Genomic DNA, 12,310 nt, shown 5'->3' with positions numbered 1-12,310 from the left:
GTTGCATATTTAAATATGTTATAACTTTGCGGATACTTTAATAACTAAAGACGAATTTTTATAACAATTTAATGTCGAACTGAAGTTGGAATACATCTCAACCCATACCAACATCTCTGCTTACCACCCTTCTTTCGAAGGGGGTGTCTACGCTATTGGGTTTCCTGTCTTTAGATATCTCTCCCGACGACCTCGTATTTGATAGCGCCGTTAACCACACCCGCTATCGCACCATGATCCCCCTCATGGGTTTCTCCGGAAACGGAACATTCACATCAATTTATTGAATCACAATTTTCAATTTTAACAAGTTGGAAAATAAAGATATCATCGTTCGGGCAGCTTCTGCCGACGATAAGCATTATGCCAAAACCGTCACCGACGAGATGGAGGCTTCTGCTAAAGCCCGTGGAACCGGCATCGCCAAACGTTCTCCTGAATACGTGCAGTTGAAAATGGACGAAGGCAAGGCAGTTATCGCGCTTACCGCCGCCGGCGAATGGGTAGGCTTTTGTTATATCGAAGCATGGGGTCATGAGAAGTTTGTGGCCAACTCCGGCCTGATCGTCAACCCGGCCTTCAGGGGCCATGGCGTTGCCAAAGCCATCAAGGAGAAGATCTTCGAGCTGAGCAGGAAAAAATACCCCGAAGCCAAGATATTCGGTCTTACCACCGGCCTCGCTGTGATGAAAATTAACTCAGATCTTGGTTATGAGCCCGTAACTTACAGCGAGCTTACCGACGATGAGGAATTCTGGAAGGGCTGCCGCAGCTGTGTGAATTTTGATGTACTGACGGCCAAGAACAGGAAAAACTGTCTTTGCACCGCCATGCTGTACGATCCTGTAGAAAAAGCGAAGGAAGCGGAAGAAAAGGCTGCGGCCGAAAAGAACAAACTCGTGATCACCACCGAGGGTAATATGCAGGAGGAAAGGAAGAAGCGGAAATTCAAAGGCAATTTCTCCCTTTTTGAAAGGTGGGTGCGGTACAAAAAATACGTACTGCTGAAAGCAGCCAGGAAAGGCGGCGGCAGCGGAGCGGCGGGTTCCAGCAAGAAGAGGTTTTTCTTTGGCTGGCTTTAATGGGATAACTGAGGTTTAAAGATAAAAGACAAATAAGAACTGATGAAACGGGCATTACGCCTGTTCCATTTGGCCGATAAAAAGACAAATAAGATCAGATGAAACCAGCACGAGCTGGTTCCATCAGGCAATTAAAAAGACAAATAAGAACAAATGAAACCGGCGCCAGCCGGTTACATCTGGCAACTAAAAAGACAAATAATAGCAGATGAAAAAAGTTGTACTGGGATTCAGCGGAGGACTTGATACATCGTACTGTGTAAAATACCTGTCCGAAGAAAAAGGTTATGAAGTGCACTCCGTAATCGTGAATACGGGCGGTTTTACTGCGGAAGAATTGCAGGAGATCGAGAAACGCGCCTACAGTCTGGGTGTGAAAAGTCACAAGACAGTAGATGCGGTTCGCTCTTATTACGATAAAGTGATCCGGTACCTGGTATTTGGCAACGTACTGAAAAATAATACCTATCCCCTGAGCGTAAGCGCGGAACGTATGAGCCAGGCCCTCGCCATCGCTGAATACGTGAAAGAAGTAGGCGCGGACGCTGTAGCGCACGGCTCCACCGGCGCAGGCAACGACCAGGTGCGGTTCGACATGATCTTTCACATCATGATCCCCGGCGTGGAGATCATCACTCCCATCCGCGACCTCAAACTGAGCCGCGAAGAAGAGATCGCATACCTCCAGAAAAAAGGCGTGCAGGTGAACTTCGAAAAAGCCATGTACTCCATCAACAAAGGCATCTGGGGCACCTCTGTAGGCGGTAAGGAAACCCTCACCTCCAACGGTATGCTGCCCGAGCAGGCATGGCCCACCCAACTGACAAAAAATGAACCCGAGCAGGTAGAGCTTACTTTCGAGAAAGGCGAACTGCTGGGCGTAAACGATAAAAAATTCACGCATCCCACCGAGGCGATCATTTACCTGCAGAGCATTGCAGGTGCGTTCGCTATCGGCCGCGACATTCACGTAGGGGACACCATCATCGGTATCAAAGGCCGTGTGGGCTTCGAGGCAGCCGCTCCCATGGTGATCCTGAAAGCACACCACGCACTGGAAAAACACGTGCTCACCAAATGGCAGCTGAGCTGGAAAGACCAGCTGGCACAGTTCTACGGCAACTGGATGCACGAAGGCCAGATCCTCGACCCGGTTATGCGCGACATCGAAGCTTTCCTGCAACACAGCCAGGAAAACGTAAGCGGCAAAGTATCCGTAACCCTGATGCCTTACCGCTTCCAGGTGACCGGTATCACTTCCTCCTACGATCTTATGAGCAGCAAATTCGGCAAATACGGGGAAATGAACTCCGGCTGGAGCGGCGAAGACGTCAGAGGTTTCAGCAAGATATTTGGCAACCAGACCATGATCTGGCACCAGGTGAATGAAGACAACAAAAAGTAAAAGACAATGGCAAAAAGAGCAGGCATTATTGGCGGGGCGGGTTATACGGGCGGCGAAGCCATCAGGCTTCTGCTGAACCATCCTGATGTGGAACTGGCGTTTGTACACAGCCGCAGCAACGCGGGCAATCCGCTGCACGCGGTGCACGCCGATCTGCTGGGTGATACGGACCTCCTGTTCACCAGTGAGATAGACAACAGCGTGGATGTGATCTTCCTCTGCCTGGGTCATGGCGAAGCTAAAAAGTTCCTCGAAACCACCGATATAGCGGACAGCGTGCATATCATCGACCTCAGCCAGGATTTCAGGCTGGGCGAGAGCGTGAAAGGCCGCGAGTTTGTATACGGCCTGCCTGAAGCAAACCGGGACGCTATCAAAAAGGCGCACAACGTGGCTAACCCCGGTTGTTTTGCGACTGCCATCCAGCTGGGCCTGCTGCCACTGGCAAAAGCCGGCCTGCTCAATGAAGTACATACCACCGGCGTAACCGGCTCCACCGGTGCGGGGCAGAGCCTTTCGGCTACATCCCACTTCACCTGGAGAGCAAATAATATTTCAACTTATAAAGTGCTCACGCACCAGCATCTGAAAGAGATACGACGAACCTTGCAGGGCCTCCAGCCTGCGTACTCAGGAGCGCTCAACTTCGTGCCCGTACGCGGTGATTTTCCGCGCGGCATCTGGATCACTTCGTATCTCAACTGTGACTTATCACTCGAAGAAGCATATGAATTGTACACGTCGTTTTACGAAGGCCATCCCTTCACGCACGTGAGCAAAAAACAGATCGATCTCAAACAGGTCGTGAATACCAACAAGGTCCTGATCCAGCTGGAAAAGGTGGAAGGCAAACTGGTGATTCACTCCATAGAAGACAATCTGGTAAAAGGCGCATCCGGACAAGCCGTGCAGAATATGAACCTGGTACTGGGGCTGGAGGAAACAGCGGGGTTGAAGCTCAAGTCCATCGTGTTTTAATTATTTCCTTCAGAAACGGCCGGTACTTCCGGTCACAAAACAATAGCAATGATCTTATTCGACGTATATCCGGTAAACGACATCACCATTACAAAGGCCGAAGGCTCTACCGTCTGGGACGATAAAGGACAGGAATATCTTGACCTCTACGGCGGCCATGCCGTGATCTCTATCGGTCACACGCATCCGCATTACGTACAGCGGCTCACGGACCAGCTGGGCAAGGTTGGTTTTTATTCCAACTCGATCCACATCCCGCTGCAGCAGCAGCTGGCGGAGAAGCTGGGCAAAATATCCGGTAAGGAAGATTACCAGCTGTTCCTTTGCAACTCCGGCGCGGAAGCGAACGAAAACGCACTCAAACTCGCCTCTTTTCATAACGGCAAAAAGAAGATCGTCGCTTTCAAAAAAGCGTTCCATGGCCGTACTTCACTGGCGGTAGCCGCTACAGACAACCCGAAGATCGTGGCCCCTGTGAACGAAACGGACAACGTGGTATTCCTGCCCTGGGAAGACCAGGCAGCACTGGAAGCCGCTTTTAAACAACATGAAGTATCCTCCGTGATTATCGAAGGCATCCAGGGCGTGGGCGGTATCAATGTGGCTTCTCCTGCTTTCCTGCAAAAGATCAGGACGCTTTGCGACGAGCACAACGCCGCTTTTATCGCGGATTCCGTACAGTGCGGTTACGGCAGGAGCGGTAAGTTCTTCAGCCACGACCATGCCGGTGTGAATGCGGACATCTACTCCATGGCAAAAGGCATGGGCAACGGTTTCCCTATCGGCGGCATCATCATTTCCCCGAAGTTCAAACCCGTATACGGTATGCTGGGCACCACCTTTGGCGGTAATCACCTGGCTTGCGCGGCTGCCCTGGCGGTACTGGAAGTGATCGAAAAAGAATCGCTGATAGAAAACGCCGGCGTGGTGGGCAGCTACCTCATGGAAGAACTGCGGAAGATCCCGCAGGTGAAAGAAGTAAGAGGCCGGGGCCTGATGATCGGCATCGAGCTGCCCGAAGAGCTGGCGCATGTAAGAAAAGAATTGTTATTCAAACATAAGATCTTCACCGGTGAAGCAAAACCGAATGTGATCCGCTTGCTGCCCTCGCTGGCATTGACCAAAGCGCAGGCAGACCACTTTTTAACCGCATTTAAAGCAGAATTAAACTAATGGTGCTCCTCCTTCGGAGGAACCAAATGTAAAACAACGATGAAACAATTTATTTCCGTGGACGACGTACCCGGTGTGCCGCAAATAGCGGCTACAGCACTGGATTACAAAAAGAACCCTTTTAAGGACAAAGGGCTGGGTGAGAACAAAACTCTGGGGATGATATTCCTGAACCCGAGTTTGCGTACACGCCTGAGCACACAGGTTGCCGCCCGTAACCTGGGCATGGAGGTAGTGGTGTTCAACATTGATAAAGAAGGATGGGCCCTCGAAATGAACGACGGCGTTGTGATGAACGGGAACACTACCGAACATGTGAAGGAAGCCGCCGCGGTGATGGGCCAGTACTTCGATATACTGTCCATCCGCACCTTTCCCGGTCTGAAAAATAAAGAGGAAGACTACACGGAAAAATATATGAACCAGTTCATCAAATACGCCGGCAAACCAGTGGTAAGCCTGGAAAGCGCTACCCTGCACCCTTTGCAGAGCCTTACAGACGTGATCACGATCAGGGAACGCTGGACACAGCCGCGCAAACCGAAGGTCGTAATGACCTGGGCGCCGCATGTGAAAGCGCTGCCGCAGGCCGTGCCGAACTCCTTCGCGCAGTGGATGAACGCATGGGATGAAGTGGACTTCGTGATCACGCATCCCGAAGGTTACGAGCTGGACCCAAAGTTCGCGGGCAAAGCGCCGGTGATCCACAACCAGCACGAAGCGCTGGAAGGAGCGGATTTTGTGTATGTGAAGAACTGGTCCAGTTACAAAGATTACGGCAAGATCACCTGCACGGACGAAAGTTGGATGGTGACGAATGAGACACTGAAGAACACCAATGACGCGAAAGTGATGCATTGCCTGCCCGTAAGAAGGAACGTGGTGATAGCGGACGAAGTGCTGGACGGCCCCAGCTCCATCGTGATCCCCGAAGCCGGCAACCGTGTATGGGCGGCGCAGGCGGTATTAAGTGAAATTTTAAAGAACAGATAATGTCATCTCCCGGTACGGTATATATCATCAAAGTGGGCGGTAATGTGATAGACAATCCCGGTTTCCTGGACAGCTTCCTGGCAGATTTTGCGGCAGTGCCCGCACTGAAGGTGCTGATCCACGGCGGTGGCAAAATAGCCACCCGCATCGGGGACAAGCTGGGCATTGCAGCCAATTACGTGAACGGCCGCCGCATCACCGATGCGGAGACCATAGACGTAGTGACGATGGTATACGGTGGGCTGGTGAATAAACAGGTAGTGGCTAAGTTGCAGGCACACGGCTGCAATGCCATCGGCCTTACCGGCGCGGATGCAAACATCATTCCCGCAGTGAAGCGCCCTGTAAAAGAAATTGACTACGGTTTTGTAGGAGATATTCCCACCGGCGCTGTGCGGACGGCGCCGGTGAAACTGTTGCTGGACGCCGGTCTTACCCCCGTATTTTCCCCGCTCACACACGACGGCAAAGGACAGATACTGAACACCAACGCGGATACCATTGCATCTTCCCTTGCGGTGGCCCTTTCCGAACATTACACGGTGCGCCTGGTATATTGTTTTGAGAAAAAAGGTGTGTTGCGGAACGCGGCGGACGACGATTCGGTGATCAACCTGATCAACCGCGAAGTTTATCAGCAGCTGCTTGCTGAAGGCGTATTGTCCGACGGCATCCTGCCGAAACTGGACAACGCATTTGCTGCTATCGAAAGCGGTGTGAAAGAAGTGCTCATCGGCCACGCCGGTGACCTGAAAAGGAACACGACCGGTTCGGTAGCGGGTACCTTAATTTGCTAACTATGTGGAACCAACAACGCTACGAAGATGCAGTGGGGCTTTTAAAAGAACTGATCGCCACACCGTCCTTCAGCAGGGAAGAAGACGCTACCGCCGCTATATTGGTACGTTTTCTTGAAGAACACGGCGTGAAACCCAACCGCCACCTGAACAACGTGTGGGCGGTGAACAGGCACTTCGATCCCGCCAAACCCAGCATTCTGCTCAATTCCCATCACGATACCGTAAAGCCTAACCCGCAATACACCCGCGATCCCTTTGCGCCGGTTGTGGAAGACGGCAAACTCTTCGGCCTCGGCAGCAACGACGCCGGCGGCTGCCTCGTAAGCCTTATCGCCACCTTCCTGCACTTTTATGAAGTGGAAGGCCTGCCCTACAATATCGTATTTGCAGCCTCTGCCGAAGAAGAGATCAGCGGGGTGAACGGTATTGAAGCCATCCTTTCCCAACTGCCCGCCATAGATTTTGCCATCGTAGGCGAGCCTACCAAAACAGACCTCGCTGTAGCCGAAAAAGGCCTGATGGTGCTGGATTGCGTGGCGCATGGCAAAGCCGGTCACGCCGCGCGCGACGAAGGCGAAAATGCGCTCTACAAAGCCATGGACGATATCAGCTGGTTCCGCAACTACCGGTTCCCGAAAGTGTCCGACACACTGGGGCCGGTAAAGATGAGCGTGACCGTTATACAGACATCCAATAAAGCCCACAACGTAGTGCCCGCGGAATGTTCTTTCGTGGTGGACGTGCGGGCTACTGACCAATATACCCTCGAGGAAATGCTGGAGATCATCCGCGCAAACGTACAGTGCGACGTAACGCCGCGCAGCATGCGGATGAGGCCGTCCTTTATTCCCGAGAGCCACGCGCTGGTACAGGCCGGCCTGGGCCTGGGCAAACAGCTTTACGGCTCGCCCACCACATCGGACCAGGCGCTGATACCCGCCACCTCCGTAAAGATCGGCCCCGGCGATTCAGCCAGGAGCCACACCGCCGACGAATTTATTTACCTCGACGAGATACGCCAGGGCATCGATACATATATCCGGCTGCTGTCCGTCGTGAATGGCGTAAATTAGCAGGATATGGAACAGCCGGTACTTGAAAACAAACGCGTATTGCTCCGCCCCCTGCAACCTTCAGATGCGGATGCACTGATGGAAGTGGCGCTGGAGCCTTCCCTCTGGGAAGTGGGCCTTACCCGCGTCAGCAACCGTGAGGAGCTGGAGCGGTATATGCAGATCGCTTTTACGGACAGGGAACAGGGAACATCCCTGCCTTACCTGATCATAGACAAGGCCACCGGCAAAGTAGCCGGCAGCACCCGTTTTTGCGGCATCGTGCTGCAACATAAAAGAACGGAGATAGGTTATACCTGGATACACCCGGACTTTCAGCGCTCCGGCCTCAACCGCGCGATGAAATTTGCCATGCTGCAATATGCATTTGAAGTATGGGGCATGAACCGCGTGGAACTGAAAACAGACGAACGTAACGAAAAATCACGCAATGCCATGCTGGGCATCGGCTGCAAACAGGAAGGCATCCTGCGCCACCACATGATCACCTGGACGGGGCACCTGCGCAACAGCGTGTTTTTTTCAATACTGAAAGAAGAATGGCCGGAGATCAAAGAGAGGATCTTCGGGAAGTATGATTTTTAAAACCGGGAAGGCGTGTTCAAACAGCCTCCCAACCGGCATATCAGCGTTTAAACAGAAGCAGTATGAAACTTTGGCAAAAGGATAAAGCGGCCCTCGCCGCAGTAGAGCAGTTCACCGTAGGCCGCGACCGCGAAATGGACGCATACCTCGCACCTTTCGACGTGCAGGGCTCCCTCGCGCATATCGCCATGCTCGAGTCCATCGGGCTGCTTTCCAAAGAAGACCTTGCCGTGCTGCAAAAAGAACTGAAACAGATCTACGCGGAAATAGCGGCGGGCAACTTTACCCTGGAAGAAGGGGTGGAAGATATTCACTCGCAGGTGGAACTGCTGCTCACCAGAAGGGTGGGAGAGTCCGGGAAAAAGATACACAGCGGCCGTTCCCGCAATGACCAGGTGCTGGTGGACCTCAAACTGTTCCTCCGCCACGAACTGGAAACCATCGTTCACGAAACCAGGTCATTGTTCGACCTGCTGCAAACACAGAGCGAAGCATACAAACAACACCTGATGCCCGGCTATACGCATTTGCAGATAGCCATGCCTTCATCTTTCGGCTTATGGTTCGGCGCCTATGCGGAAAGCCTGGTAGACGATCTCACGATGCTGCAGGGCGCGTACAAGGTGGTGAACAAAAACCCGCTCGGCTCCGCCGCCGGCTACGGCTCCAGCTTCCCGCTGAACCGCACCATGACCACCCAACTGCTGGGCTTTGATTCGCTTAACTACAACGTCGTATATGCACAAATGGGCCGCGGTAAAACGGAAAAACTGGTAGCCTTCGCCCTTGCGGGCATTGCCGCCACGCTTTCCAAAATGGCGATGGACGCATGCCTGTTCATGAACCAGAACTTCGGTTTTATCAGTTTCCCTGATGAGCTGACGACCGGTTCCAGCATCATGCCGCATAAGAAGAACCCCGATGTATGGGAACTGATACGCTCGCACTGTAACAAACTGCAGGCATTGCCGAACGAGATCGCCATGATGACGGTGAACCTGCCATCAGGCTACCACCGCGATTTGCAGCTCCTGAAGGAAAACCTGTTCCCTGCGTTCACCACGCTGCGCAACTGTTTGCAGATGAGCAAACTCATGCTGGAAAACATCCGCGTCAAAGAAGACATTCTCAAAGATGACAAATACCAGTACCTGTTCAGCGTGGAAGTAGTGAACCGCCTGGTGCTGGAAGGCACACCTTTCCGCGAAGCTTATAAACAGGTAGGCCTGGATATCGAAAAAGGCAATTTTAAGCCCGATAAAGACATTCATCACACACATGAGGGTAGTATTGGCAATCTCGAAAATGAAGCGATTAAAACGCAAATGGATGCTGTTTTAAAGGGTTTTCCTTTTGAGCAGGTACATGCGGCGATTGAGGCGCTTGTAAAATAGTCCGTTAAAATAATACCGGGGGCTGGTCCGAAAGTAAAACGATACTTTCAGATCAGCCCCCGTTCTTTTTCCCGCAAACCGAAAGGGCGTATTTTTTAAATGCTTGAAAATCAATATCAAATTACCCGGCCGGATAGGCCATCCTACAAGTAAATACCTGCAATCCTCCGACCATCCTCCGACCGTGTTCGGTCTTAGCAAGGGTTTGAGGTACTTTGGTCGGAGGGTCGCCGGAGGATGGTCGGAGGATGACCGAAGGATCGTAGAAGATTTTGGCGTCTGAAGTGATGGTATTTTAGCAAAAGAAAAGGGGCCGATCAAAAGCGCCTTTTACTTTTAGATCGGCCCCATACGGAGGTAAAAACAGATGATGATCTATTCACCCAACAAATCCCTGAGTTTTCCGTCCAGTTCCTTATCGCCTTCTTCTCCCGCGCCCACCAGTTTAAAAACGATCTTTCCTTCTTTATCCAGCAGGAACTTCGTCGGGAATCCGGCAACGCCGTATACCTGCACCAGGTCCTGTGTTTCTTTGCCGTAGTTGTTCATTACGTGCACCCATTGGATGCCATCGGTCTGTATCGCTTTTTTCCAGTTGTTTTCGTTCGTGGTCATGTCCGGGGACTTTTCTTCAGACACGCCTACTATCTCCAGGCCTTTGGATTTATACTTTTCATACAACGCTTTCATGTGCGGGTGGCTGCTCCTGCAGGGGCCGCACCAGCTGCCCCAGAAGTCCACCAGCACATACTGCCCCTTCAGGCTGGAAAGTGTGAACGGCTGGCCGTTTGTATCCTTCTTGGTGAAATCGGGCGCTACACGGCCCAATGCGGTCGCTTTGGCGCTTTCGATCTTCGCGGCTGCGTACTTTCCGTAAAACGTGTTTTTGTAAGTAGCGGCGAGTTTGCCAAATGCCTGTTCGAACTGCTGTGGCGTGTAACTTTCGTACATAGTGCCCAGCAGGTATACGCTCACAAAAGAACCGGGGTGTTTTGTGATATACGATTTGCGGAGGTTTTCTTTCTCAGTCTGTAGTGCATCACCTTCTTTCCGCAACCGGGCAGACAGGGTGGTGTCACCGCTGCGGTAAGCCTGTGCGCCGCTTTTGGTGAGTTCCCATTTCTTTTTCACCAGCGGGTTCTCTTTGGTTTTCAGTTGTGAAAGCTCCGCATTCATCGGCCCGCCTTTTACAGTGGCCAGGTAAGAATCCGCGGAAGTGCCGGTAGCTTTGATGGTACCGGGCTCCAACACCAGTTCCAGCAGCGGCCCGGGAATGAACATACCGCCGCTGCTCATCTGGAAGCGGGTGGTGGGATTGCTGTTAAACAGCACGGCCACTACCGGTTCTTCGATAGTGCCGGTGAAGCGAAGTGTGCCATCGGGCAACAGCCGGGCGGTATCGCTCTTGCGCCGCCCGTGCTGCACATAACTGAGATTAAGTTTGTAGCCGGCCTGGCCTTCGAGTTTTACATCCAGCGTATAACCCTGCTGGGCGTACAGCGGTACGCCCAGTGCCAGGATTATGAGGGTTACAATTGTTCTTTTCATGGTGGTGTATGATTTTACATGCTCATTGCCTGCATTACTTTTCTTTCGCCGGCGGGTTTGGCTGCCACGCCTTTGTCTACTGCTTCTTTAATGCCTGCTTCCGCTTCAGGGCTGTAACCGGTGTATTTGGTCACGATCTTTCCTTCACGGTCCAGCAGGTAGAGCGTGGGGATGCCGCTGAACTGGAAGTCTTCCATGGTCTTGTCTTTGTTGTCGCTCAGCATTTGTTCCCAGGGCATCTTTTCGTCCGCCATGGCTCTTGCCCAGGCTTTTTTGTCGGTATCGATGCTGATGCTGACTACTTCAAGGCCTTTGTCTTTATACTGCGCATACAGCTCTTTTACTTTCGGGATGGCCTGGCGGCAGGGGCCGCACCAGCTTGCCCAGAAGTCGATCAGTACATATTTGCCTTTGTATTTTTCGAGGTTCTGCAACTTGCCCATATCGTCAGGGTAGCTGATGGAAGGGGCCATCTGGCCGGGCTTCAGTTTCATGGCCTGCAGGCGGTTGTTTGTGATCGTTGTCTTCAGGTTCTTTGCTTCGGTGAGCCAGGGGTACAGTTTCAGCAGGCGGTCCAGCTGGGCCAGGGTGCTGTTGTAGGCGGATGTGTCATCAGGGCTGCCGGCATAACGCAGGGCGTAGATCAGCACGGGGCGGTCCTTATACATCTTCATCAGCAGGTCACGGCGCTGCTGCGCATCGTCACTGCCTTTGTTGTAGCGGGGGCGGGTGTTCAGGTAAGTGATCCACGCGCTGTCGCCGGTTTTTTGTTTATGCTCTTTTGCATAATATTCCTGGTTGTAATCTTCCACGCTGCGCAGGTAGCCGTTGGTGCTGTTCAGCTCCATCTGGTTGATGAAGTCGTTGTCACGGGAGCCCTGTACGTAGTAGAAGTGCGGGATCTTTATTTTCATTTTCGCAGTGTCGTAACCGCGGCTGCTCACGCTTACGTCCGCATCACTCCAGAAAGTGATGTGGTCCCAATACATGATGTTCAGCTTGTAAATGCCGGGATGGTCCTGCTTGATACGGAAGCTGTAGGTAAGGTCCTGGCCCATTTCCACGGAGTCCACCACCTGCGGTTTGCCGGTACCGTTTTCGCGGCTCAGCCATACTTTACGCGGGTTGCCGGCGGGTACGTCGAACTTTACTTTTCCTTTCACAGTGATCTGCTTCGGCATGGGCGTCTGCTGGGCCTTTACCATCAACGGGCTGAGGCCCGCCGCGATCATGACTGCTGTCAACATTGCTTTCTTCATCGGGTTATGTAGTTTTTGTT

The 12,310-nt window shown here is 52.4% G+C and carries 11 protein-coding genes; 9 read left to right on the top strand and 2 right to left on the bottom strand.

The genetic code is table 11. The annotated features are described in order from the left end of the window. The first annotated feature begins 311 nt into the window (after positions 1 to 311). From EG028_RS04455 to argH, 9 genes are all read left to right on the top strand, one after another. Entirely contained in the window at positions 312 to 1,082 is a 771-nt protein-coding gene (locus EG028_RS04455) for a GNAT family N-acetyltransferase (RefSeq protein WP_120515409.1), read from the top strand. 208 nt (positions 1,083 to 1,290) lie between these two features. Further along, complete coding sequence (gene argG, locus EG028_RS04450; protein ID WP_120515410.1) at positions 1,291 to 2,487, top strand: argininosuccinate synthase; 1,197 nt, start codon at positions 1,291 to 1,293, stop codon at positions 2,485 to 2,487. Positions 2,488 to 2,493: 6 nt separating this feature from the next. Further along, the gene (argC, locus tag EG028_RS04445) at positions 2,494 to 3,465 is read left to right on the top strand and encodes an N-acetyl-gamma-glutamyl-phosphate reductase (RefSeq protein ID WP_120515411.1); all 972 of its coding nucleotides are present in this window, start codon (positions 2,494 to 2,496) and stop codon (positions 3,463 to 3,465) included. Positions 3,466 to 3,513: 48 nt separating this feature from the next. Then, positions 3,514 to 4,638, top strand: a complete 1,125-nt coding sequence (locus tag EG028_RS04440) for an aspartate aminotransferase family protein (RefSeq protein WP_120515412.1) — start codon at positions 3,514 to 3,516, stop codon at positions 4,636 to 4,638. A 39-nt stretch (positions 4,639 to 4,677) separates the two neighbouring features. After that, positions 4,678 to 5,631, top strand: a complete 954-nt coding sequence (locus EG028_RS04435) for a Rossmann-fold NAD(P)-binding domain-containing protein (protein ID WP_120515413.1) — start codon at positions 4,678 to 4,680, stop codon at positions 5,629 to 5,631. Further along, positions 5,631 to 6,428 (top strand): acetylglutamate kinase, encoded by a 798-nt coding sequence (argB, locus tag EG028_RS04430; RefSeq protein WP_120515414.1) that lies wholly within the window; start codon positions 5,631 to 5,633, stop codon positions 6,426 to 6,428. The genes EG028_RS04435 and argB overlap by 1 nt, the downstream gene beginning before the upstream one ends. Before the next feature lie 2 nt (positions 6,429 to 6,430). After that, positions 6,431 to 7,504 (top strand): M20 family metallo-hydrolase, encoded by a 1,074-nt coding sequence (locus EG028_RS04425; RefSeq protein WP_120515415.1) that lies wholly within the window; start codon positions 6,431 to 6,433, stop codon positions 7,502 to 7,504. Between the two features lie 6 nt (positions 7,505 to 7,510). After that, positions 7,511 to 8,089 (top strand): GNAT family N-acetyltransferase, encoded by a 579-nt coding sequence (locus tag EG028_RS04420; protein ID WP_120515416.1) that lies wholly within the window; start codon positions 7,511 to 7,513, stop codon positions 8,087 to 8,089. Positions 8,090 to 8,151: 62 nt separating this feature from the next. Further along, a complete protein-coding gene (gene argH / locus EG028_RS04415; RefSeq protein ID WP_120515417.1) occupies positions 8,152 to 9,483 on the top strand; it encodes an argininosuccinate lyase in 1,332 nt (443 codons plus the stop codon). Positions 9,484 to 9,858: 375 nt separating this feature from the next. On the opposite strand, the gene EG028_RS04410 is transcribed toward argH, so the two are convergent. Further along, positions 9,859 to 11,031 carry a TlpA disulfide reductase family protein gene (locus EG028_RS04410; RefSeq protein ID WP_120515418.1) on the bottom strand — a complete coding sequence of 391 codons (1,173 nt, stop codon included), beginning with the start codon at positions 11,029 to 11,031 and terminating at the stop codon, positions 9,859 to 9,861. A 14-nt stretch (positions 11,032 to 11,045) separates the two neighbouring features. Next, positions 11,046 to 12,290 (bottom strand): TlpA family protein disulfide reductase, encoded by a 1,245-nt coding sequence (locus EG028_RS04405; protein WP_162946303.1) that lies wholly within the window; start codon positions 12,288 to 12,290, stop codon positions 11,046 to 11,048. Positions 12,291 to 12,310 lie beyond the last annotated feature (20 nt).

The organism is Chitinophaga barathri (assembly GCF_003807585.1).
GTDB classification, from domain to species: domain Bacteria; phylum Bacteroidota; class Bacteroidia; order Chitinophagales; family Chitinophagaceae; genus Chitinophaga; species Chitinophaga barathri.
Note: the sequence above shows the minus strand (reverse complement) of the source record. Positions and strands in the feature narration are given on the sequence as shown.